At 61.5% G+C, this 22,181-nt stretch carries 21 protein-coding genes and 1 other RNA gene; 7 read left to right on the plus strand and 15 right to left on the minus strand.

The annotated features are described in order from the left end of the window. Positions 1-29 precede the first annotated feature (29 nt). Complete coding sequence (locus ACP15V_RS03320; RefSeq protein ID WP_424942257.1) at positions 30-1,811, plus strand: SLC13 family permease; 1,782 nt, start codon at positions 30-32, stop codon at positions 1,809-1,811. A gap of 398 nt (positions 1,812-2,209) precedes the next feature. Here the strand turns inward: ACP15V_RS03320 and ACP15V_RS03325 are convergent, their stop codons facing one another. From ACP15V_RS03325 to mgtE, 5 genes are all read right to left on the minus strand, one after another. Beyond that, entirely contained in the window at positions 2,210-2,719 is a 510-nt protein-coding gene (locus ACP15V_RS03325) for a hypothetical protein (protein ID WP_424942258.1), read from the minus strand. Between the two features lie 7 nt (positions 2,720-2,726). Further along, the gene (locus ACP15V_RS03330) at positions 2,727-4,508 is read right to left on the minus strand and encodes an SLC13 family permease (RefSeq protein WP_424942259.1); all 1,782 of its coding nucleotides are present in this window, start codon (positions 4,506-4,508) and stop codon (positions 2,727-2,729) included. A gap of 318 nt (positions 4,509-4,826) precedes the next feature. Continuing rightward, on the minus strand, positions 4,827-5,648 hold the full coding sequence (locus tag ACP15V_RS03335) for a TIGR00282 family metallophosphoesterase (protein ID WP_424942260.1): 822 nt from the start codon (positions 5,646-5,648) through the stop codon (positions 4,827-4,829). Positions 5,649-5,987: 339 nt separating this feature from the next. After that, complete coding sequence (locus ACP15V_RS03340; RefSeq protein WP_424942261.1) at positions 5,988-6,548, minus strand: 5-formyltetrahydrofolate cyclo-ligase; 561 nt, start codon at positions 6,546-6,548, stop codon at positions 5,988-5,990. Between the two features lie 24 nt (positions 6,549-6,572). After that, on the minus strand, positions 6,573-7,961 hold the full coding sequence (gene mgtE, locus ACP15V_RS03345) for a magnesium transporter (RefSeq protein WP_424942262.1): 1,389 nt from the start codon (positions 7,959-7,961) through the stop codon (positions 6,573-6,575). 157 nt (positions 7,962-8,118) lie between these two features. On the opposite strand from mgtE, the gene guaD reads away from it, so the two are divergent. Continuing rightward, the gene (gene guaD, locus ACP15V_RS03350; RefSeq protein ID WP_424942263.1) at positions 8,119-9,402 is read left to right on the plus strand and encodes a guanine deaminase; all 1,284 of its coding nucleotides are present in this window, start codon (positions 8,119-8,121) and stop codon (positions 9,400-9,402) included. Positions 9,403-9,596: 194 nt separating this feature from the next. On the opposite strand, the gene ACP15V_RS03355 is transcribed toward guaD, so the two are convergent. Next, positions 9,597-10,400 (minus strand): inositol monophosphatase family protein, encoded by an 804-nt coding sequence (locus tag ACP15V_RS03355; RefSeq protein WP_424942264.1) that lies wholly within the window; start codon positions 10,398-10,400, stop codon positions 9,597-9,599. Positions 10,401-10,480: 80 nt separating this feature from the next. Further along, entirely contained in the window at positions 10,481-10,846 is a 366-nt protein-coding gene (locus ACP15V_RS03360) for a helix-turn-helix domain-containing protein (RefSeq protein ID WP_424942265.1), read from the minus strand. A gap of 344 nt (positions 10,847-11,190) precedes the next feature. Here ACP15V_RS03360 and ACP15V_RS03365 point away from each other — a divergent pair, with 344 nt between their 5' ends. Then, entirely contained in the window at positions 11,191-12,162 is a 972-nt protein-coding gene (locus tag ACP15V_RS03365; RefSeq protein WP_424942266.1) for an NADPH:quinone oxidoreductase family protein, read from the plus strand. A gap of 470 nt (positions 12,163-12,632) precedes the next feature. Here ACP15V_RS03365 and ACP15V_RS03370 read toward each other — a convergent pair whose 3' ends face one another. Then, entirely contained in the window at positions 12,633-13,487 is an 855-nt protein-coding gene (locus ACP15V_RS03370) for a LysR family transcriptional regulator (protein WP_424942267.1), read from the minus strand. 125 nt (positions 13,488-13,612) lie between these two features. Between ACP15V_RS03370 and ACP15V_RS03375 the strand changes: the two genes are divergently transcribed. The 3 genes from ACP15V_RS03375 (at position 13,613) to ACP15V_RS03385 (ending at position 15,642) form a co-directional block, all read left to right on the plus strand. Further along, entirely contained in the window at positions 13,613-13,825 is a 213-nt protein-coding gene (locus ACP15V_RS03375) for a DUF1127 domain-containing protein (protein ID WP_424942268.1), read from the plus strand. Positions 13,826-14,084: 259 nt separating this feature from the next. Further along, entirely contained in the window at positions 14,085-14,819 is a 735-nt protein-coding gene (locus tag ACP15V_RS03380) for a Bax inhibitor-1/YccA family protein (RefSeq protein WP_424942269.1), read from the plus strand. 118 nt (positions 14,820-14,937) lie between these two features. Further along, positions 14,938-15,642 (plus strand): SGNH/GDSL hydrolase family protein, encoded by a 705-nt coding sequence (locus tag ACP15V_RS03385; protein WP_424942270.1) that lies wholly within the window; start codon positions 14,938-14,940, stop codon positions 15,640-15,642. A gap of 136 nt (positions 15,643-15,778) precedes the next feature. On the opposite strand, the gene rpmG is transcribed toward ACP15V_RS03385, so the two are convergent. From rpmG to gatC, 6 genes are all read right to left on the minus strand, one after another. Further along, positions 15,779-15,946 carry a 50S ribosomal protein L33 gene (gene rpmG, locus ACP15V_RS03390; RefSeq protein ID WP_012179442.1) on the minus strand — a complete coding sequence of 56 codons (168 nt, stop codon included), beginning with the start codon at positions 15,944-15,946 and terminating at the stop codon, positions 15,779-15,781. A 266-nt stretch (positions 15,947-16,212) separates the two neighbouring features. Further along, an RNA gene (gene rnpB / locus ACP15V_RS03395) (RNase P RNA component class A) lies at positions 16,213-16,618 on the minus strand. Between the two features lie 183 nt (positions 16,619-16,801). After that, positions 16,802-17,461, minus strand: a complete 660-nt coding sequence (locus ACP15V_RS03400) for an N-acetylmuramoyl-L-alanine amidase (RefSeq protein ID WP_424942271.1) — start codon at positions 17,459-17,461, stop codon at positions 16,802-16,804. Position 17,462: 1 nt separating this feature from the next. Beyond that, a complete protein-coding gene (locus ACP15V_RS03405; RefSeq protein WP_424942272.1) occupies positions 17,463-18,251 on the minus strand; it encodes a hypothetical protein in 789 nt (262 codons plus the stop codon). Positions 18,252-18,408: 157 nt separating this feature from the next. Then, positions 18,409-19,896 (minus strand): Asp-tRNA(Asn)/Glu-tRNA(Gln) amidotransferase subunit GatA, encoded by a 1,488-nt coding sequence (gene gatA, locus ACP15V_RS03410; protein ID WP_424942273.1) that lies wholly within the window; start codon positions 19,894-19,896, stop codon positions 18,409-18,411. Beyond that, positions 19,896-20,183, minus strand: a complete 288-nt coding sequence (gene gatC / locus ACP15V_RS03415) for an Asp-tRNA(Asn)/Glu-tRNA(Gln) amidotransferase subunit GatC (protein ID WP_424942274.1) — start codon at positions 20,181-20,183, stop codon at positions 19,896-19,898. The genes gatA and gatC overlap by 1 nt, the downstream gene beginning before the upstream one ends. A 148-nt stretch (positions 20,184-20,331) precedes the next feature. On the opposite strand from gatC, the gene ACP15V_RS03420 reads away from it, so the two are divergent. Beyond that, the gene (locus tag ACP15V_RS03420; protein WP_424942275.1) at positions 20,332-21,024 is read left to right on the plus strand and encodes a metal-dependent hydrolase; all 693 of its coding nucleotides are present in this window, start codon (positions 20,332-20,334) and stop codon (positions 21,022-21,024) included. Positions 21,025-21,262: 238 nt separating this feature from the next. On the opposite strand, the gene ACP15V_RS03425 is transcribed toward ACP15V_RS03420, so the two are convergent. Then, positions 21,263-22,180, minus strand: a complete 918-nt coding sequence (locus ACP15V_RS03425) for an AEC family transporter (RefSeq protein ID WP_424942276.1) — start codon at positions 22,178-22,180, stop codon at positions 21,263-21,265. Position 22,181: the final 1 nt, after the last annotated feature.

The raw sequence follows: 22,181 nt of genomic DNA on the forward strand, positions 1-22,181 counted from the left end.
CCGCGAGAAATGCGCAGTATCCCTAGGGCATGACCACAGATCAGATCATTCTTTTTTCGCTTTTCACCGCCGTCTTTGCCCTGCTGTTGTGGGGGAGGTTTCGATATGACCTTGTCGCCTTCAGCGCGCTGATGTTGGGGGTGGTTTTGGGGGTTGTGCCCACCAAAGACGCGTTTTCCGGCTTCGGGCATCCGGCCACCCTGGTGGTGGCGCTGGTCCTGGTGGTGTCGGCCGGGCTGGTGCGATCGGGGGCGGTGTTTCTGATCACCCGCACGCTTGTGGATGCCAGCCGGTCTTTGGGGGCGCATATCGCGCTGATGGGCGCGATTGGCGGCATCCTGTCGGCCTTTATGAACAACGTGGCGGCCCTTGCGCTTTTGATGCCGGTCGACATGCAAACCGCCAAAAAAGCCAAGCGTGCGCCGGGGTTATCGCTGATGCCGCTGAGTTTCGCGACCATCCTTGGCGGCATGGTCACCTTGATCGGCACGCCGCCCAACATCATCATCGCGTCGATACGTGGCGAAGCCCTGGGCGCGCCGTTTTCGATGTTTGATTTTGCCCCGGTGGGTGGGGTGACCGCCATTGCCGGCCTGATCTTTGTCGCCCTCATTGGCTGGCGCATGATCCCGCAGCCCGAGCTGGGCAAAGGGGGCGCTGACGTGATGGAGGGGTTTGGGCAATACGTGGCGGAACTGACCCTGCCGGACGACAGCAAGCATATCGGCAAACGCCTGAAAGAGCTGACAGAGGTGGCCGAGAAGAACGATGTCGCGATCCTGGGGCTTGTGCGCGGCGGCACCCGGCGCTACGGCACCCAGCGCAACACGATGTTGGAGGCGGGGGATGCGCTGGTCCTGGAGGCGCGGCCAGAGGCGCTGGACGAGTTTCGCGCGGCCCTCGGTCTGGCCTTTGCCGAAGACGCGCGTCAGGACAAGGTGACCGCCGAGGGGGCGGGTCTGTCGAGCATCGAAGTGGTGGTGCCGGACGGCGCGCGCATCGCGGGTAAGACGGCGCAGAGCATTGGCCTCAACTGGCGGCGCAACACGGTGCTGATGGGCATTTCACGCGCGGGCAAACGGATCACCAAACAGGTGCGCAAGACCCCCGTGCAGCCGGGCGATATCCTGCTGCTTCTGGTGCCTGCGGGCAAAGAGGGCGATGTCACCGACTGGCTGGGCTGCCTGCCCCTGGCAGAGCGGGGCCTGACGGTGACGCAGGACGAAAAGGTCTGGTGGGCCATTGGCATGTTTGCCGCCGCCGTGGCCGCGGCGAGCGTTGGCCTGATCTATCTGCCCGTGGCCCTGGGGCTGGTGGTGGTGGGGTATGCGCTGACCAAGATCCTGCCGATTTCCGAGATTTACGACCATATCGAATGGCCGGTTGTGGTGCTGTTGGGGTCAATGATCCCGCTCGGGGCGGCGCTGGAAACCTCGGGCGGCACCGAACTGATTGCCGGAACTCTGGTGGGGCTGACCGATGGCTTGCCCGCCTGGGCGGTGCTGACGGTTCTGATGATCGTCACCATGACGCTCTCGGATGTCCTGAACAACACCGCCACCACCATTGTCGCCGCCCCGGTGGGCATCCAGATGGCGCAGACCCTTGGCAAAAACCCCGATCCGTTCCTGATGGCGGTCGCGGTGGCGGCGAGCTGCGCGTTCCTCACCCCCATTGGCCACAAGAACAACACGCTGATCCTTGGGCCGGGCGGGTACAAATTTGGCGATTACTGGCGCATGGGCCTGCCTTTGGAGGTGTTGGTGGTGGCGGTTTCGATCCCGGCCATTCTGGTGTTCTGGCCACTTTGAGGGGGCTAGGGGTCTTAGGCACTCCCGCGCCTTTACGACCTGTCGGTCGACTGGCTTGGGGAACGCCATTCCGGCACAAACCCAAAAGGGACAGGCAACTCGCGTTTGAGCCGTAGGCGAAAGGCAGCGAATTGACTGCCCAATTTGCCGGAATGGCGTGGCCTCGCTTCGCTCGGCAAGACAGGGGCGTTGCCCCTCGGACTGCGTCCTCACCCCAGGATATTTCCGATTAGAAAATGAAGAGGAGGGCACCCTCTTTTCCTTGTTTCAAATATCCCGGGGTGAGCGAGCTTGCCTCGCGAGGGGCAGCGCCCCTTCAGGCTCACAACGTGAGCCACCGACGGCGCGGCGGAGCGCAGCGGATGCCGCCCCTGCCCCTGCCATTTGACCTGTGGATCTTATCCCGCCAGCCCTGTGGGGAGTGGGTGGCTGGTCAACCAGTCCTGCGCGGCAGCGGTGAGCCGTTCGCTCCAATTCTCGCGTGTCAGCCCCGGCACATGACGCTGCTGACCCGTCAGCTCCACCTCGCGGATCGCGTGTTTCAACCGGTAAAACACCTCCAGATCCGGTGTTTCGTGGTCAAACCACAGGCGCGAGACTTTCTTGAGTGCGGAGAAATCATCGCCATTTGTTGCCACAACATCACTGAGGTGACCATGGGCGAGCCAGCGCGTGGCAGCGGCCTCCCCCTCTGGCAGGGGCCAGGCAAAATCGCGGGCGATCTGGTCGATCAGGCCATTCAATTCAGCCCAATGCACAGGTGGGGTCAGCGCCGTCAGGGCGTAAAGCGCATCGCTTTCCCGCCGCGCATCCATCAGAGCCCAGCCCCACGGGATCGCCTCGGTGCTCATCTCGAAATTCAGCACGCGTTTTGCGAGGATTTCGGCCGTCTGGCGCGCCTGTGTCATGGTGATGTCAAAGCGGCCAGATGAACGGGATGATGGCCGAGGCCAGAACACCGATGGACAGGTTCAGCGGCACCCCTACCTTGAGGAAGTCTGAGAACTTGTAGCCCCCCGGACCGTAAACCAGCGTGTTGGTCTGATAGCCAATCGGCGTGGCAAAACTGGCCGACGCCGCAACCATCACCGCCACCACCAGCGGGCGCGCATCAAAGCCCAACGCATCGGCCAGACCGATGGCAATCGGTGTCACAACCACCGCAACCGCATTGTTGGACACCAGTTCCGTCAGCACCGATGTGAGCAGATAGATTGCCCAGACGATCAGGAAGGGCGGCAATTTGGCCAAAATCGGCGCCAACGCATTGGCGATCAGCGCCACCGCGCCAGAGCTTTCCAGTGCGGCCCCAATCCCAAGCATCGCAAAGATCAGCGCCAGAAGCCGCCCATCCACGGCGGCAAATGCCTCATCCGCATCAATACAGCGGGTGATCAGCACCAGCGCCACAGCCAGAACCGCCAGCAGAAAGATCGGCGCAACGCCAAGCCCGGCCAGCGCCACTAACGCCACGAGTGCAACGATGGCAACGGGCGCATGGCCGCGGCGGTATTCGCGTTCTGACGGGTGCGAGACATCCGCAAGATCCATTTCCTGCGCCAGGCGCGACAGGTCCTCGGGGGCGCCTTCCAGCAACAGCGTATCCCCCACTTTGACCACCAGCGTATCGAGCTGCCGGCCAATGTTTTGATTCTTACGATGCACCGCCAGCGGATAGACCCCAAAACGACGCCGCAGGCGCATCTTGCCCAGCATTTTGCCGACCATCTTGCAGCCCGGCGTGATCAGCACCTCAACCGTGGTGGTTTCCACCGCCGACACCTGATCAACCCGTTTCAGGCTTTTGTCTCGTTGCAGGGACAGAAGCTCGGTCATCGCGGTGCGCAGCACCACCCGATCCCCGACCTGAAGCGTGACCCCGGTCAGATCGCGGCGCAACGAGGCATCACCGCGAATAACGTCCACCAGCCGCACCCCTTCGCGTTTAAAAAGCTGCACCCCGGTGACTTCGCGGCCAATCAGATTTGACTCTGGCGGGATCACCGCCTCGGTAAAGAACTTTTTACGCGCCTTATCCCCGCCCAGCATCGCCGCCATCGAGGTGCGGTCGGGCAGGATATTGGGCGCGATGAAATAAAGATAAACCATGCCCCAGGCGACCAGAACAATGCCCAGCGGCGTGACCTCGAAAATCGAAAACGGTTCCATCCCATGGGCGCGCGCCACACCATCGACCAGCAGGTTGGTGGACGTCCCGATCAACGTCAGCGTGCCGCCCAGAATGGCGCCGTAGCTGAGCGGGATCAGCAGCTTCGACGCCGACTGGCCGATCTTTTTCGACAGCTGCACAAAAACCGGGATCATCACCACCACAACCGGCGTGTTCGACACGAAGGCCGAGGCGACAATGACAAAGCCCATCAGGGCGGCCAGGGCCTTCATCGGACTGCCCTCGGCCTGTTTCTCTGCAATTTGCGTGAACCATTTCAACGCCCCGGTCCGCACCAGCGCACCCATCACGATGAACATGCCTGCGATGGTCCAGGGGGCCGGGTTGGACAGCACGCCCAGCGCAGTTTCATAGGGCAGGATCCCGGTGACCAGCATCACCGCCACCCCGGCAATCGCCACCACTTCGGTCGGAAAAGTTTCGCGGATAAACAGCGCGAACATGCCCAGAACCACAAAAAGCGACAGGATCGCCTGTGTGGTCTGGCTCAACTCGAATAACCCCATACCCTGTCCTTATCCCGGTTCTTTTCAGGCGTCTTCACACCAGTTTTGCCCATTGCAGCCCATGGGGGCAAGCGTGACGTTCATTCCCGTGCGGTTTCGCGGGTAGTCGGGGGGCGTGGCGGAGGCACGGTTGCATCAGAAACAGCCCCAAAACCATCTCGGCAAGGGACAGGTACACCCAGCCGGAATACCGCGCGCCCCACAAATCCATGGCCCGGATCACATTAAACCCCGTGAGAAGAGAGCTGACCTAGGCAGCGCAGCTGACCCCGGCCCGCCCCGAGGAGCGCCAGAAACGCGGTCAGGCGCAACTGCAGCTCAACCGTCCAGCGGGGTGGATTGCGCCAACCGCCCGCCCTCGCGCACCATTTGCACGCGCGTCGCCAGACCGGTTCGGTCGTCGGTTTCCACATATAGGCCAGACAAGGTCGCTTCGCCCGCCGCCGGTTCGAACCGCCCCTTGGCCATACCGGTAATGAACCGGTTCAGCGGCTCGTCCTTTTTCATGCCGATGACGGAATTATAGTCGCCGCACATGCCCGCATCCGATTGGAACGCCGTGCCTTTGGGCAGGATCTGCGCGTCGCCTGTTGGCACATGGGTATGCGTGCCGACGACAACACTTGCGCGCCCGTCACACCAATGGCCCATACCCATCTTTTCCGAGGTCGCCTCGCAATGAATATCAACCAGCGCCGCCTGTACCGCGCCGCCGATCCGGTGCTTGTTCAGCACCAGATCAATGGCGGAAAACGGATCGTCAAAGGCGCGTTTCATGAAAACCTGCCCCAGAACCTGCGCCACCAGGATCTTGCGCCCGCGCGCATCGGTGAACACCCGCGCGCCCACGCCCGGCGCGCCCTTGGCAAAGTTCAGCGGCCGGATGATCCGCTTGTCCTGTTCGCAAAAGGTCAGCATGTCACGCTGGTCAAATGCATGATCGCCAAGGGTGATCACATCCACCCCCGCGTCAAACAGCGTCTTTGCGTGCCCGCCCGACAGCCCATGACCCGAGGTGGCGTTTTCGCCATTGGCCACAACAAAATCCAGCTTCCACGCCGCGCGCAGCTTTGCCAAACGTTCCGTCACCGCCCGGCGCCCGGCGCGGCCCATAATATCGCCAAGAAAGAGTATTTTCATGAAGGATAGCCCTAGGCGTCTTGCGCCAAAAGGGCAAGGGCGAAGCGGCAGAGCTGATGCTCCCGCCCATCGTTGATCCCTGCGGGATTGCCTCTGGTTGGGGGTGGCCTCGCTTCGCTCGGCAAGAAAAGGGGCGCTGCCCCTCGCGCTTTCGCGCTCACCCCGGGATGTTTAAAGACCAAAGATGACAGGCGTTCTATCTTTGGTCGTCAAGTATCCTGGGGGAGCCACGCCCGAAGGGTGGGGCGGGGGCAAAGCCCCGGCGGTCAGGCTCACGTCAGTGAGCCACCGACAGCGCGGCGGAGCGAAGCGGATGCCGCCCCTGCCCCATGTGTGAGGTCAGAAGCGGATCACGCCTTCATCGGTCACGATCATATCCAGTGGCTGGTCGGTGGGTTCCAGCGGCAGGTCTGTTGCCTCTTGGGCCGCATAGGCGTACCCGATCGCCAGGGTCGGACGCTTGGCACGCAGGCCTTCCAGCGTACGGTCGTAAAAGCCGCCACCATAGCCAAGCCGCCCGCCATTGCGGTCGAACGCCACAAGGGGGACAATCACCACTTCCGGGTCAAAAAACTCAAGCGTGGCGGGCACCTGCGCCCCAAACGGGCCTTCCACCAGATCACTGTCCGGGCGCCATTTGGCGAATTTCAGCGGCATCCCCTTCCCTTCGATATAGGGCACGCCAAGGGTGGACCACGCCGCCATCGCGGCCATGGCGGGCTGCGGATTGATTTCGGTCCGGATCGGCATATAGCCCGACATGGGTTTGCCTTTATGGGCAGTGAGTTCGCCAATCAGATGCGCCACCCCCAGCGCGGAGCGCGTTTCGCAATGGGCCTCTTTGCGGCGGGCAAATGCGGCTTTGCGAGCGGCCGCTTTCAATTCGGTCAGGTCGGTCATGTCGGATCCCATGGTCAGGAAGGGTCAGATAAGCATCACGGCAGCAAGGCCCAGGAACGCGAAGAAGCCAACCACATCCGTGACCGTGGTCACAAACGCGCCAGAGGCGAGCGCCGGGTCGATGTCCAACCGTTCCAATGCCACCGGGATCATAACCCCTGCCAGCCCGGCCACCACAAGGTTCACGACCATCGCAACGCCGATGACGACGCCCAGCAGCGGTGTGCCAAACCAGATCACACCAACGATGCCCATGACCACGGCAAAGATCACCCCGTTGACCAACCCCACAATCGCTTCGCGCCGGATCACGCGCCACACGTTCCCGGTGGTCAGGTCTTTGGTGGCCAGCGCGCGCACCGCCACGGTCAGCGATTGGGTGCCCGCATTTCCGCCCATCGAGGCGACAATCGGCATCAGGACCGCCAGCGCCACGAACTGCGCAATAACCGCATCGAACTGGGCAATCACCAGCGAGGCCATGATCGACGTCACCAGGTTCACGGCAAGCCAGGGGAAGCGCCGTTTGGTTGTTTCGATCACCCGGTCCGACAGCGAGCTTTCCTCACCCACACCGGCAAGCCGCAGAATGTCTTCTTCGTGTTCTTCGTCCAGGATCCCCATCGCGTCATCGATGGTGATCACGCCAACCAGACGGTCATCTTCATCCACCACCGGGGCGGAGATCAGGTGGTACTGGTTGAACGCATAGGCCACTTCGCCTTCGTCCTGCAGCACGGGGATGGTGCGGAAACTGTCTTCGATGATATCGGTCATCGCGGTTGCCCGCTTGCTGCCCATCAGGCGACCAAGGGTGACGTAACCGGTGGGTCGCATGCGCGGATCGACCAGAATCACGTGATAGAATTGCTCCGGCAGGTCGTCCTGATTGCGCAGGAAATCAATGGTTTGACCGACATTCCAATGTTCCGGCGCCACCACCAGTTCGCGTTGCATCAAACGGCCCGCGGATTCCTCGGGGTAGGACAGCGACTGTTCCACCACCACCCGGTCATCATCATCCAGCGCCTCAAGGGCGGCCTCGGTATGGGGCTCGTCGAGGTCTTCGATCAGGTCGACGACATCATCGGTTTCCAGCTCGCGCACCGCTTCGGCAAAGACCTCGGGCGCCATGTAGGAAATGATGTCTTCGCGCAGCCCCTCTTCGAGTTCGGTGAGCACTTCCCCATCAAACTCGCTGCCATACAGGCGCACAAACGCTTCGCGGTCATCCGACGACAGCTGTTCCATAAGGTCGGCGATATCGGCGGGGTGCAGCGGGGCCAGCGCCAGGGCCAGCGCGCCGGCATCTTCGGCATCCAATGCGGTTTTGACCGAGCCAAAGACGCCACGGTCCAGCCGGTAATCGCCATCCCCGGGCTGCACGTCATCTGTGGTCTGGTCATCCAACATCTGCTGCCCTCCTGCCGGTTTGGCCTGACCATAGGGCATGGGCGGGGGCAAGTGAACCAGCAAAGGGGGCAAAGCGGACCATTGCGGTGTTAATTTTTCGGGCGTAGGTTGGTGGGCGCCGATTGTTAACAATGGACATCATATTGGGAAGCGTGCCATGCAGCTGCTTTTGGGCCAGACCCTGAGTTTTACCGAGGACCCGTTCACCACCCGCCCGACCGAGGCGGTGACCCATCACGAAAGGGGTGCGGTGCTCGTGGAGGGCGGCAAGATCGCCGCGGTCGGCCCGGCCGATGATCTGCGCGCAGCCCACCCGGACGCCCACGTTCAGGATTACGGCAACGCTTTGATTTCACCGGGGTTTATCGACGCCCATGTGCATTATCCGCAGACCGCCATCATCGCGTCCTGGGGCAAGCGGTTGATTGACTGGCTGAACAGTTACACCTTTCCGGAAGAAAGCCGGTTTGGCGACCGGGCGCACGCGGATGACATTGCGAACACCTATTTCGACCTGGTGACCGCGGCGGGCACCACCACCACGGTCAGCTATTGCACCATCCATCCTGAAAGCGTCGACGCCTATTTCACCGCAGCACAGGCGCGCGGGATGCGGGTTCTGGGCGGCAAGACCTGTATGGATCGCAACGCGCCTGACACGTTGATCGACACGGCGCAGTCCGCCTATGACGACAGCAAGGCGCTTTTGGTCAAGTGGCATGGGGTGGACCGGTTGTCTTATGTGATCACGCCGCGATTTGCGCCGACCTCGACACCCGAACAGCTTGAGGCGCTTGGCGCGCTGTGGGCGGAACACCCCGAGGTGCTGATGCAGACCCATATCAGCGAACAGCACGAGGAGATTGCCTGGGTTCAGGATCTGTTTCCCAAAGCCCGCGATTATCTGGATGTGTATGAAAGCTTTGGACTGGCCCGCGACGGGGCGCTGTTTGGCCATGCCATCCACCTGACCGAACGCGAACGGGACCGGCTGCGCGAAATGGAGGCCAGCCTGATCCATTGCCCCACCTCAAATATGTTCATCGGATCGGGGTTGTTTGACATGTCAGGTCTGATGGCGTCAGGGCACCGCATCGGGCTGGCCACAGACACCGGCGGCGGGTCGAGCTTTTCGATGCTGCGCACCATGGCGGCGGCGTACGAGGTCGGGCAGCTGGCGGGCACCCCTCTGCATCCGGCGCAATTGTGGTGGCTGGCCACCGCAGGATCTGCGCGGGCCATCCAGATGGGCGATACCATCGGCACCCTTGCCCCGGGATATGAGGCGGATCTGACGGTGATTGACCTGGCCTCCACCCCGGCGATTGCCCAGCGTGCCGCGCGGGCGGAGGATCTGTGGCAGGCGTTGTTTCCCACCATCATGATGGGGGATGACCGGGCGATCCGCTCGGTCTGGGTCGGTGGGAAAAAGCTCATCTGAACCGGATCCCTCCCGCGCCTTTACGCCCTTCGGGCGACAGGCTTGGGGGTGGCCTCGCTTCGCTCGGCCTGTCATCAATACAGCGTTTCGGGGTTTGCCCCGGGAATAGGGGCTTTGCCCCCGGGCCTTCGGCCCTCCCCCAGGATATTTTCAACCAGAAAATGAGCCTATCCGTAGGGACGTGATCACGGCGCTCAGGCCCTGGAGAGGGTTTCCAGCGCGGCGGCGTGGATGTCGGCATTGGCGGCGGCGACCACGCGCCCGCCTTGATGCGCCGGGCCGCCCTGCCAGTTGGTCACGATGCCGCCCGCGGCCTGCACCACGGCCATTGGTCCCTGAATGTCATAGGCTTGCAACCCCGCCTCGACCACCAGATCCACTTGCCCGGCCGCAACCAGTGCATAGCCATAGCAATCCATACCATAGCGGGTCAGGCGGCACTGGGCCGCGAGATCGTGAAAGGCGGTTTGTTCGACGGTGTCACCGACTTCGGGGAAGGTGGTGAGGATTGTGGCCTCTGCCAGCGGGCGGGCCCCGCGGGTTTTCAGGCCACGACGCCCCAGCGGGCCATCCACCCAAGCGGCGCCGAAGCCGCCGAGGAACCGCTCTTTGATATAAGGCTGGTCAATCACGCCGAGTTTCGGGCCAGTGTCATCGCCCACCGCGATCAGCACGCCCCAGGTGGGGGTGCCGGAGATAAATCCTCGTGTGCCATCAATGGGATCCAAGACCCAGGTCAGGCCAGAGCGGCCCTGGGTGGTGCCAAACTCCTCACCCAGAATGCCATCATCGGGACGCAGTACAGCCAACAGCTCCCGCATGGCCTTTTCTGCCGCGCGGTCGCCTTCGGTGACGGGATCAAAACCTGCATCAAGCTTGTTATCGGCATCAAGCCCGTCGGCACGGAAATAGGGCAAGACAGCCAAACGCGCCGCATCAGCCAGGGCTTCTGCGACGCGTGTCAGGTCTTTGCGGGTCTCATCATTCAACATCGTCATCCCGGCCCTTCCAGCGTGATCTTATGATCCGATACGGGGACGGGCGGGGTGCGTCAAGCGGCACCCGCTCGGGATTGGGATCACGCGGCGTCGGACAGGACACGTGCCAGTTCAAACAGGCGACGGCGCTGGTTTTCCGGAATGGCGTAATAGCTGCGCACCAGTTCCAGGGCTTCTTTATCGGCCAGAATGTCGCTGGGAAGGTTCTGTTCCCCTTCTGCAGCGCTGTTTTCCAGCCCTTCGAAATAAAAGCCGATCGGCACCGACAAAGCGGCCGAGATATCCCAAAGGCGGGAGGCCGACACGCGGTTCATACCGGTTTCATATTTTTGAATTTGTTGAAATTTGATACCAACTTTTTCGGCCAGTTGCTGTTGGGTCATCCCCACCATCCAACGACGGTGACGAATACGTTTACCAACATGCACATCCACAGGATGTTTCATCGGCTTGCTCCTCGTTACTTAGATTGCGTATATTCAAGAACCATAATGCGGCCCACAACCACAACCTGTCTTTTTGGACAGAACGCTCAACTCGTGGCCTTGTTTGCGTGGGGTTGATACAGGGCCTGGATATGCAATCCATTGATATTTAATACCTATTCAGATGATTTCTATACTCTACTTTTGCGTGTTTTGCATTTTGCAAAACATCCCCCAGGGTGATCACCATTCAGTGAGCGCGCGCCCGATCCGGCAAATCCGAGTGGCAGATCAAATCTTCTCGCACCTGCAGCATTGATCCGATAGGATCCTGCCAAAACAGGTTCAGCATTGCAGGAGGGGACATGCGCGCCATTCAGATCACCGACCATACGGGACAGCCTCAGCTGGTACAGGTTCAGCCGCCCGCGCCTGCCAATGCCGGGCAGGTGCTGGTGGAGATCAAGGCCTGCGGGTTGAACTTTGCCGACCTCCTGATGTCACGCGGCAAATACCAGGAACGGCCCGACCTGCCGACCGTGCTGGGCATGGAGCCCGCAGGTGTGGTGCGTGCGGTTGGACCTGACGTGGATGGGTTTGCCGAAGGCGACCGGGTGGCGGTGTTTTCCGGCTTTGGTGGGTTGGCTGAGCGGGGTGTATTTGACGCAAACCGCTGTGTGCCCCTGCCTGATGGGATGAGTTTCATCGACGCCGCCGCCTTCCAGATCGCTTATGGCACCAGCCATCTGGCGCTGGACTACAAGGCGCGGTTGCAACCGGGTGAGACGCTATTGGTGCTGGGCGCTGCGGGTGGCGTCGGCCTGACCGCGGTTGAGATCGGCAAGCTGATGGGCGCCACTGTGATTGCCTGCGCACGCGGGGCCGAGAAGCTGGCGATCTGCAAAGAGGCCGGGGCCGACCATGTGATCGACAGCGACAGCGAAGACATTCGCGAAGTGGTGAAAACGCTGGGTGGCGCGGATGTGGTTTATGACGCGGTGGGTGGCGCGCAGGGCGAAGCGGCGTTTCGCGCGATGAACCCGGATGGGCGGTTCCTGTTCATCGGCTTTGCCTCGGGCGACATGCCCAATCTGAAACCCAACCACATGCTGGTGAAAAACATCACCGCGATCGGGCTTTACTGGGGCGGCTACCTGAAATTTGCCCCCGACGTGGTGGTGGACAGCCTGCGCCAGCTGTTTCAATGGCATGTCGACGGCAAGCTGAAACCCCATGTGGGCCAGACCTTCCCGCTGGAGCAAGCACTGGACGCGCTGGAGCTTTTGCGGGCGCGCAAATCAACCGGCAAGGTTGTTGTGACGATGGGGGAGGAGTGAGGATAAGTTGTTTTGTAGTCAGTGCGAGTCAACGTTGTGTTAGGGATGCAGTCTGAAAGGGGGCAAAAGTCAGTGATAAATTTACCTTTCTTGGCCGCAGCAGTCTTGGGCTTGTATTTGAGCGGTTTTCGGCTGCACCCGATATGGCCCTGGCGTCCCCCAATGTTTGTGGGTCTCACCGATCCATTGCTTGCACTCAATGATTTCTTTTGCGAGCTAGCCAAAATACCAACTCTTTCAGAACGCGTCGCAGATGATCACAATCCTCAAGATCTTATGGGGAGATTTGTTCAGCTTTTCCTGCGACACGATACAGACGGCTATTCAACGGAACAGAAAGCCGCGCGCTTTTTATACGCAGTAAACTCAATTGGCCTATTTGTGATGTTTGTGCTTCCAAATATCTTTCCACCTCAATAGGCTGCGCCCTTTCGGCCCGGAACTACTAGCCCTCTGGATCGATGCCCCCCTCACAAATCCAAAAACGCCGTGCGGATCAGCGCGAGCAGGTCGGTGGACGCCTGATCCTTGGTGCTTTCGGCGGCATACATGTTCACATTGGTGGTTTTGAGTTCGGGCAGTGCGCCGCCATGATCGATCACCTCCAGTTGGGCCGAGGTTGTGCCGTCGATCACGGCATGGACGGCAAGGTCGGCAGAAAGCGACGCCTCGATGGTGCGGGTCGAATCGCTCTCGACCGCCATTTCCCAGGCAATCCCCACATCATCCAGCGCCTTCTGTGCGCTGGTGCGAAAGATGCAACCATGCTGAAACGCCAGGCGCAGCGGGCGCATTTTCCACGCCAACCCATCGGGGGCACCAACCCAGACCAAAGGCAGGGTTGTCAGGGTTTCTCCGCCCCCATCCAGTGTGTCTTCCGTGGTCAGGATGATGTCACATTCGCCGCGCGCGAACATGGATTTCAACCGGCTGGTATAGGATGAAATCAGCTGCACCTTCATGCGCGGATATTCCGCGTGGAAGGTTTTCAGCACTTTGGGAATGGCCGGATAAACCACGTCTGACGGCACGCCCAGGACAATCTCGCCCTCATAGGCGTGGTCGGTGAGCCGCGAAAACACCTCGTCATTCAGGTTGAGCATCCGGCGGGCATAACCCAGAAGCTGCTCGCCATCCGCGGTCAGCGTCACCCCCCGGCCCGAGCGATCCAGAAGCGCGCGGCCCAGGCTTTCCTCAAGCCGCTTCAGTTGCATCGACACCGCAGATTGCGTGAGGTTCAACAGCCCCGCCGCCCGCGTCACCCCACCGGCATCCGCCACGGTGGCGAAGCTGCGCAAGGCGGTCATGTCCAGATTTCTCGGCATATCACACTCCTTGATATGTCATTCCATAAACATTCATTTCCATTATCTATCGCAATGAGTCATAACGATCAAGAAATGTGATGCTAACGGGTCAAATGATCCGTTTCAAGAAAGGAGTAGAGAAGATGTCTGCTGTAACCTGTACCAATGCCCCCACCCAAAAGCGCAGCTTCTCGTTGCTCGCTTGGATCTCTTACGTCCTGCAGATCCGCAGCGAACGCAAAGTGCTGGCCGACATGAGCGATACGCAGCTGAATGATATCGGCGTGACCCCGGCCCAGGCGCACCAGGAATCGCAAAAACCGATCTGGGACGTGCCGTCGCACTGGGTGTGCTAAGCAAATATCGCCCATAATTTCGGCATTTCGCCTTTGCCCCTGCACCCTTTCCCCCTGCACAGGGGAAAACCGAAACAGGGCGCGTGATATCAATGGTATAGGTGTTTCTGCCGGCCCTTGGGACACGTGTTAATCCAGAAACAATTTAACGCGTCAAACACACGCCAATCCCCTTGAAAAACCCGCCGCCCTTGCCGATATTGGGGTTAAGGGCGGTTTCCGTTTGGGGCTGCCGACATGAGATTTGTTGGAGGCAAATATGGCTGAATTTGACACGATTCGTTCCGGCGTCGGTACACGCGCCGCGATCGACGAAGGGCTGCGCGCCCATATGAACAAGGTGTATGGCACCATGTCAGTGGGTCTGTTGCTGACCGCCGGGGTTGCCTGGGCTGTTGGGTCAAACGACGCTCTGCTGTCGATTTTCCGCGATCCGGTGACCCTGTCGCCGAATATCCTCGGCTGGATCGTCATGTTCGCGCCGCTGATCATGGTCTTCGCATTTGGCGCCGCGATCAACCGCCTGTCGGCGGCTGGGGCCCAGACCTTCTTCTACCTGTTCTCGGCCGTGATGGGCCTGTCGATGGCATGGATCTTTGCTGCCTTCACCGGCATTTCCATCGCCCAGACCTTCCTGATCACCGCGATCGCCTTTGCGGGTCTCAGCCTCTATGGCTACACCACCAAGCGCGACCTTGGGCCGATGGGCACGTTCCTGATGATGGGTCTGATCGGCATTATCATCGCGTCGATCGTGAACATTTTCATCGGCTCGTCGATGATCCACTTCGCCGTATCGGTGATTGGCGTTCTGATCTTTGCCGGCCTGACCGCCTATGACACGCAGAAGATCAAGACCGAGTACCTGGCCCACGCCCATGCGATGGACAGCGAATGGCTGGCGAAATCGGCCATCATGGGGGCGCTCAGCCTCTATCTCGATTTCATCAACCTGTTCATGTTCCTGCTGCAGTTCCTCGGCAATCGCGAGTAAGCTGGACGTGACCTGACCGCGCCGGATCGCAAGATCCGCGCCGTTGATACGAAATTCACGAGGGCCGGTCACAACGACTGGCCCTTTTTTTGACCCACCTCTTTTGTGAGGCAAAATCATGTTTGCCATCCTGGAAACCATCGCCAAGCTGCTGCTCAGCCCGCTTCTGACGGCGCAGGCGCTGAAGGTGCGCAAAACCGCCCGCATCCTGCCCGAACCGAGGGGGCATCGCGCGGGAAGGTATGGGGCCGGGCCCGTGTTGAAACTGTTGATCGCCGGGGACAGTTCCGCTGCCGGGGTGGGGGCCCAACATCAAACCGAGGCCCTTTCAGGCCAGCTTGCCCATGCGCTGGGGGGGTCTTACACCGTTGACTGGAAATTGATCGCGCGCACCGGAAACACCACCCGCACCACCCTGCCCTTGCTGAAATCCCAAACGCCCGAACCTTTCGATGTGGCGCTGGTGGTGTTGGGGGTGAACGACATCACCAGCCAGATCCGGTTGCAAAAGCTGTTGCAACTGCGCACCGAACTCTATCGCCACCTGCGCGAAGACTGGGGCGCGCGGCGCGTGATTGTCGCGGGTATTCCGCCGCTGGGCCATTTTCCCCTGCTGCCACAGCCGTTGCGCTGGGTGCTGGGGCTGCAAGCCCGGCGATATGACCGGGCGCTGGAACGCCATGCCCGGGACCATGGGGCGGATTACATGCCCTTCGACCTGCCGATGACCGCCGAAATGTGGGCCGAAGACGGGTTTCACCCGGCCCCGAACACCTATTATGTCATGGGGCAGCGCGTGGCCCACCAGATCCTGCACCGCTGATCCGCAGACCGCAGACCGCAGACCGCAGACCGCAGACCGCAGACCGGTCGGCGGCGCCCCAAAACCCAAAAATCGCAACCCCAAAACGCAAAAAGCCGCCCCAGCGGGACGGCCTCTTCCGTAGGATGAGCAGATCTTACTTGATCTTGCCTTCCTTGTATTCCACGTGCTTGCGGGCAACGGGGTCATATTTGCGCACAACCATTTTCTCGGTCATGGTGCGTGCGTTTTTCTTGGTCACATAAAAGTGGCCGGTATCCGCAGTCGAGTTCAGGCGGATCTTGATCGTGGTCGGCTTCGCCATATCAATTGCTCCTCATCGGGCACGGGCGGGTGCCCGGGTGTATCTCTGGAACCCGCCTTTTAGCGCCCCCAGCCCGCGAGTCAACCGCAAAGCCCGGTACAATTCACGGAAAACCCGCCCCCTTCCTCATTTTCTGGGTAAAAATATCCCGGGGGAGGCTGAAAGCCGGGGGCAGCGCCCCCACCGAGCGAAGCGAGGCCACGCCCAAGGGCAATGACCAAAGGGAAGACGCCCGCGGGAGCCCCGGCCGGCGAGAATCAGGGTGTAAACGCGGACGGCCTGTAAGCCGGATTCTGTCCGGGTGCCGGATCTTGCGACCCCACACCCTGGATGACCATTCCTCTAGGCGGCCTGTTGCCAGGACGCTCAAGCTGCCAACCCGAATCTGCAAGGGCCAAGGCAGCCCCGGAACTTGCGTTCCTTGCGATCCCTATTTGGCATTGCTCCCGGTGGGGCTTGCCGTGCCGCCGCTGTTGCCAGAAGCGCGGTGGGCTCTTACCCCACCGTTTCACCGTGACCCGGACATGCCAGGCCGTCTGATCTCTGTGGCGCTTTCCCTGGGGTTGCCCCCGCCGGGCGTTACCCGGCACCGTTGCCTTATGGAGTCCGGACTTTCCTCGCGTCACGATGAGGCACGCCCCACCAGTCACCCGCGGTCATCCGGCCATCCGCGTGAGGGAGGGGATAGGAATATCGACGGGCCGGGTCAAGCCTGAACGCGGGAAAGGGGCGCAGCCCCTCGCAGCAATGACGGCTAGGGCTCCGCCCGTTTATCGGGCGAATTGATCCCCCGGACCAATTCCAAGAAGCCCTCAAACCCCGAGGTATTTAAAACAAGAAAAAGAGGCGGGCGGGTCAAACGGGCAGCGCTGAGAGGTCTTCCGGGGCAAGTGGACCTTTGGCCCAGGGACGATGGCGCAGGCGCACGGTGGCGAGCAATGTGTCGTCGTCTGTGTCAGCAGTGTATCCGGCAGCGCGGGCATGGACGCGGAAGGTTTCCCAGGTGGGTGGCTCTGCGGCGGGTGTTTTTCTGGTCGGGGCTGCAAGGCCTTGCCGGGCAAGCCGCGCCCAGTCAAAGCGCGGGCCGGGGTCGGCCTTGCGGCCCGGGGCCATGTCACTGTGGCCGATCACGCCTTCGGGTGGGATGGTCCAGCGGGCCATGATGCCCGGCATCAGCGCCTCAAGCGCTGCCATCTGCGGCTCAGAAAAGGGCGTGGTCCCGTCATTATCGAGTTCGATCCCGATCGAGCGCGAATTGATGTCGGTGTTTCCATCCCATTCGCCCGCGCCCGCGTGCCAGGCGCGCATCTCTTCGTCGACGAGCTGATACAGCGCGCCAGTGCGGCAGATCAGGTAATGGGCGGAGACTTCGAATTCCGGCGCGCATAACCGCTCCAACGCGGCCTTGGCGCTGCCCATCGCGGTGTAGTGCAGGACGATCAGCGTGGGGCGCAGCCCATCGCGCCGCGGCCCGAAATTGGGCGACGGGCGTGGAAAAACAGTCAGGGTGGTCATTTTACTCGGACGAGATATTCAGCGCCTCACCCGGCAGCGGCGCGGGGGGCACCGCGGGGGCGGTGGCGGGGGCCTCTGGTGTGCCGGTGATCCCGGCAGCGGCCAGATCCGCCGCGCTGACCGCGCCCGTGCTGCTGGGCACGGGGGTCGGGGCTGCACGCACATTGCGGAAGGGGGCCGGGTTCCAACCACAGGCGAAGCCGTCGCCATCCGGGTCAATGCCGTACCGGTCACGCTGCGGGCCTCCTGCATTTAGGAACGCCTCTTGCGCGATATCAGGCGAGCCATAGCTGGCGCAATTGCGATCAAATCGTTTCTGCCCGCCGAGGCTGAAGCGTTTATACTGCGACTCACCCACAGTGTTGGTGGTGGAGAGGGCGTAATCGACGATGGACACCCCTGCCCCTTTCGGGCGATCGGGCACAGCGGTGGGCTGCACCTGTTCGTATTGGGCACGGTTGCTGGCGATGCGGGCGGCATCGCTTTCGATGCTTTCACGCGCGGCCACGGCCTGGAAATCCTGCTCGTCCGAGATGCCGGTGCTGTTGGGCGCGGGGCTGGTTGGGGTGGGGGCAGCGGACGTTCCGTCAGCGGAAAGCGCCACCACCGCCCCGTTTTGCAGCGGCTGCGTCGACACGGTGCTGCCTTCGACCATCGCCGAAAGCGGCACGGTTGTATCAACCGGTTTGTTGGGCAGATGTGCCGCACTGTCAGGGATCCGCGTATCGACACAGGCGGTCAACGCCGCCATGGAAACCGTTACGATGACCAGACCAACATGTTTGCGCATCAGAGCCGTCCTTTTTTAAAGCGTTTCGGCATAAACTTGAGACACATGTTTATTCCGAAACGCCCACAACATTGATATCTCTTGCTGCGTTTCGACTTTCCTCTGCCTCAGATTAAAGTCGAAACGCTTTAGCGTCACATCCTGTGAGGGGCGGTATTTACCACCATTTCGAAGGCTTCGCCACAAACCCTGCGCGGGCCTCGACCTCATGAGCGATATTCAGCAGATCGCCTTCTTCCCACGGCCGACCAATCAGTTGCAGCCCCAGCGGCAAGCCCTGGGCATCCAGTCCGGCAGGGATCGAGATGCCGGGCAGGCCCGCAAGGTTCACGGTCACGGTGAAGACGTCATTGAGATACATCTTCACAGGATCGGCGTTTTCCATTTCGCCCAGGCCAAAGGCCGCCGACGGGGTCGCCGGGGTCAGGATCGCGTCAATACCGGCGGCAAAGACATCATCGAAGTCTTTCTTGATCAGCGCGCGCACGCGGCGGGCGCGGTTGTAATAGGCGTCATAGAAACCGGCGGACAGCACATAGGTGCCGACCATCACGCGGCGCTGCACCTCGGCCCCGAACCCTTCGGCGCGGGTCTTTTCATACATGTCGTTGATGCCGTCGCCCGCCTCCAGCGTGGCGCGGTGGCCGTATTTCACCCCGTCATAGCGCGCAAGGTTTGACGATGCCTCAGCCGGTGCAATCACGTAATACGCCGGCAGCGCGTATTTGGTGTGCGGCAGCGAGATATCGACAATCTCGGCGCCCGCATCGCGCAGCATGTCAGCCCCTTTGGCCCAGAGCGTTTCGATTTCCTCGGGCATCCCGTCCATGCGGTATTCTTTCGGGATGCCGATTTTCTTGCCCTTGATGTCGCCGGTCAGCATGGCCTCGAAATTCGGCACAGGCAGGTCGGCGCTGGTGCTGTCTTTCGCGTCATGGCCGCACATCGCTTCGAGCATGATCGCCGCGTCGCGCACTGATTTGGTCATCGGACCCGCCTGATCCAGCGACGAGGCAAAGGCCACCACCCCCCAGCGCGAGCAGCGCCCGTAGGTGGGTTTGATCCCGGTGATGCCGGTGAAAGCGGCGGGCTGGCGGATCGAGCCGCCGGTGTCGGTGCCGGTGGCGGCCAGACAGAGATCCGCGGCCACGGCAGAGGCCGACCCACCCGAGCTGCCGCCCGGCGTGAGTGCGGTGTCTTCATTGCCACGACGCCACGGGTTGACCGCGTTGCCGTAACAGGAGGTTTCGTTCGACGAGCCCATGGCAAATTCGTCCATGTTGAGCTTGCCCAGCATGACGGTGCCATTGTCCAGCAGGTTCTGCGAAACGGTCGATTCGTACTCGGGCGTGAAGCCGTCGAGGATCTTCGACGCGGCCTGCGAGGGCACGCCTTTGGTGCAGAAGAGATCCTTGATGCCCAGCGGGATGCCGCACATGTCCGGCGCGTCCCCGGCCTGAAGGCGGGCGTCCGCCGCCTTGGCCTGTTCGCGCGCCAGATCGGGGGTGTTGTGCACAAACGCGCCCAGCGCACCCGCGCCTTCGATCGCCGTCAGACAGGCGTCGGTCAGCTCTGCCGAGGTCAGGTCGCCCTTGCGCAGGGCGTCGCGGGCGTCGGCAATGGTCAGTTTGTTCAGCTCGGTCATTATTCCACCACCTTCGGCACGGCAAAGAACCCTTCGCGGGCATCGGGGGCGTTGGACAGCACCTTTTCGGGCATGCCCCCATCGGTCACCACATCTTCGCGGCGTTTCAGGCGCATCGGCGTGACCGAGGTCATCGGTTCGACGCCTTCGACATCGACTTCGTTCAGCTGTTCGATAAAGCCAAGGATGGCGTTGAAATTTTCGGCAAGCTCCGGCAGGCGGTCTTCTTCCACCTTGATCCGGGCCAGATGCGCAACCTTGCGCGCGGTTTCGATGTCGATCGACATGGGGGACCCCCGATGAGTTTCGCGAGATATTTGGCGACCCGTTTAGCCCGTGGGGGGCCAAGGGGCAAGCGCCTGCGACCTGTTAGACGGGTGACAGGGGCGGATTAGGCGTTAGTCTGGTCTGGCAGATCGGAGTTGGGAGGATATCATGAAGATCACATGGCTGGGCCATTCAGGCTTTCGGATTGAAATTGGCGACGCGGTTTTGCTGGTCGACCCCTGGCTGACCGGCAACCCGATGTTTCCCGAACACCGGCGCGACGAGGCCCTGCAGGGCGCGACCCATGTGCTGTTGACCCACGGCCATGGCGATCACGCGGGGGATGCGGTGGACATCTGCCGGACGCTCGAAATCCCCTGCGTGGGCATTTACGACCTGATGAGCTGGTGGGAAGGCAAGTATGAGATCCCGGTGGTGGGCTTCAACAAGGGCGGCACGGTGGATCTGCTGGGGGTCAAGGTGACCATGGTAAACGCGGCCCACAGCTCGTCCATGGCGGGGGCGAACGGGCCGATTTACACCGGTGGCGAAGCGGGCTTCATGATCGACGGCGGCGGCCATGTGACCTATGTGTCGGGTGACACGGATATCATGGCCGACATGGCGTGGATGGGGGATCTGCACAAACCCGATATCGGCATCCTATGCGCGGGCGGCCATTTCACCATGGATATGGCGCGTGCGGGATACGCGGCAAAGCGGTATTTTGATTTCAAGACGGTGATCCCCTGCCACTATCGCACCTTCCCGATCCTGGAGCAGTCGGCAGAGGCGTTGATAACGGCGTTGCCCGATGTGAATGTGGTGGAGCCCGAGGTGATGGGGGCAATCGAGATTTGAGGCAAGGGGGCTCCCGCGCCTTTGCGACCTGACGGTCGACAGTCTTGGGCGTAGCCTCGCTTCGCTCGGCAGGGGCGCTGCCCCTCGCCGCCTACGCGGCTCACCCCGAGGTATTTGGCGCAAGAAAAAGAGGAGGGCCATTCTTTTACCCCCAAAGATCCTGGGGGGAACGAGCCTCGTAGGGGACAGGTGGGGGATAGCGCCCCTGCTCGGTTTCACCGCCCGGAGACGGTCGTTATCAGGGCAGCAACCAGATTGCCGTGGCGGGAAGTAGGATGAGGGACAGCACCGTCTGCCAGGTCATCACATCCGCATAGAGGTCGGCGTCACCGCCCATCTGCCGCGCCACTACATAGCCGTTGGTGGCGCAGGACACACCGAAGACAAAGATTCCGGCCAGGGTTTCTTCGGGTGTAAGGCTGAAGATGGGCGCCAGAACAAGGAAGACCCCGGCGGTCAGCCCGGGGCGCAGCATGACCCCCAGCAGCGTGCGCCAATGGGGCAGCAACAGACGTTTAAGCGAGATCCCTGCCCCGATGGCAAGGATCCCAACGCCAAGCCCCGCCCGGCCAATCAGTTCCAACGTGTCATCAATCGGTTTCGGGAGAGCCAGACCGGACAAGTTGATCAGAAGCCCCAGCGCGCCGCCTTGCACCAGAGGGTTTTTCGCAATGTCGAGCGCGATTTTACGGGCAGAGGCCTTGCCCGGGCCAAACGCGGCCAGGACCGACACGTTCACCACATTCAAAGGCGCGACCAGCACCGCCATGGCCAGCGCGATCAGCGCCACGCCTTCGGGGCCCAGAAACAGCTCTGCCGCCGCAAGCCCGACAAACCCGTTCCAGCGCGTGGTCGATTGAAACAGCGTGGTGAAAGACGGGTTGGGCAACAGGCGTTGCGGCAACAGGCGCAGGGCAAGCACCACCCCGCCCGCAACGCTGACCGTGCACATCAGTGCCAGCGCAAAGGGCCCGACACTGGCCGCGCTGAAATCGACCTGCGAGATGATGCGCAGCAAGATTGCCGGGATCAGCAGGCGGAAGGACAGGGTTTCGATGGCGGGCCAATGTGCGCGCGGGATCGTCCCGGTTTGGACCAGCACGTAGCCGGTCATCAGGGTCAGAAGGATCGGCAGGATTGCCAGCGCCAGATCCATG

It is taken from the genome of Aliiroseovarius crassostreae (assembly GCF_049803815.1).
Taxonomy (GTDB): domain Bacteria; phylum Pseudomonadota; class Alphaproteobacteria; order Rhodobacterales; family Rhodobacteraceae; genus Aliiroseovarius; species Aliiroseovarius crassostreae_A.

Coding starts and splice junctions, on each gene's coding strand:
- ACP15V_RS03320 (WP_424942257.1), top strand. CDS start 30: ATGACCACAGATCAGATCATTCTTTTTTCGCTTTTCACCGCCGTCTTT.
- ACP15V_RS03325 (WP_424942258.1), bottom strand. CDS start 2,719: ATGACACAGGCGCGCCAGACGGCCGAAATCCTCGCAAAACGCGTGCTG.
- ACP15V_RS03330 (WP_424942259.1), bottom strand. CDS start 4,508: ATGGGGTTATTCGAGTTGAGCCAGACCACACAGGCGATCCTGTCGCTT.
- ACP15V_RS03335 (WP_424942260.1), bottom strand. CDS start 5,648: ATGAAAATACTCTTTCTTGGCGATATTATGGGCCGCGCCGGGCGCCGG.
- ACP15V_RS03340 (WP_424942261.1), bottom strand. CDS start 6,548: ATGACCGACCTGACCGAATTGAAAGCGGCCGCTCGCAAAGCCGCATTT.
- mgtE (WP_424942262.1), bottom strand. CDS start 7,961: ATGTTGGATGACCAGACCACAGATGACGTGCAGCCCGGGGATGGCGAT.
- guaD (WP_424942263.1), top strand. CDS start 8,119: ATGCAGCTGCTTTTGGGCCAGACCCTGAGTTTTACCGAGGACCCGTTC.
- ACP15V_RS03355 (WP_424942264.1), bottom strand. CDS start 10,400: ATGACGATGTTGAATGATGAGACCCGCAAAGACCTGACACGCGTCGCA.
- ACP15V_RS03360 (WP_424942265.1), bottom strand. CDS start 10,846: ATGAAACATCCTGTGGATGTGCATGTTGGTAAACGTATTCGTCACCGT.
- ACP15V_RS03365 (WP_424942266.1), top strand. CDS start 11,191: ATGCGCGCCATTCAGATCACCGACCATACGGGACAGCCTCAGCTGGTA.
- ACP15V_RS03370 (WP_424942267.1), bottom strand. CDS start 13,487: ATGCCGAGAAATCTGGACATGACCGCCTTGCGCAGCTTCGCCACCGTG.
- ACP15V_RS03375 (WP_424942268.1), top strand. CDS start 13,613: ATGTCTGCTGTAACCTGTACCAATGCCCCCACCCAAAAGCGCAGCTTC.
- ACP15V_RS03380 (WP_424942269.1), top strand. CDS start 14,085: ATGGCTGAATTTGACACGATTCGTTCCGGCGTCGGTACACGCGCCGCG.
- ACP15V_RS03385 (WP_424942270.1), top strand. CDS start 14,938: ATGTTTGCCATCCTGGAAACCATCGCCAAGCTGCTGCTCAGCCCGCTT.
- rpmG (WP_012179442.1), bottom strand. CDS start 15,946: ATGGCGAAGCCGACCACGATCAAGATCCGCCTGAACTCGACTGCGGAT.
- ACP15V_RS03400 (WP_424942271.1), bottom strand. CDS start 17,461: ATGACCACCCTGACTGTTTTTCCACGCCCGTCGCCCAATTTCGGGCCG.
- ACP15V_RS03405 (WP_424942272.1), bottom strand. CDS start 18,251: ATGCGCAAACATGTTGGTCTGGTCATCGTAACGGTTTCCATGGCGGCG.
- gatA (WP_424942273.1), bottom strand. CDS start 19,896: ATGACCGAGCTGAACAAACTGACCATTGCCGACGCCCGCGACGCCCTG.
- gatC (WP_424942274.1), bottom strand. CDS start 20,183: ATGTCGATCGACATCGAAACCGCGCGCAAGGTTGCGCATCTGGCCCGG.
- ACP15V_RS03420 (WP_424942275.1), top strand. CDS start 20,332: ATGAAGATCACATGGCTGGGCCATTCAGGCTTTCGGATTGAAATTGGC.
- ACP15V_RS03425 (WP_424942276.1), bottom strand. CDS start 22,180: ATGGATCTGGCGCTGGCAATCCTGCCGATCCTTCTGACCCTGATGACC.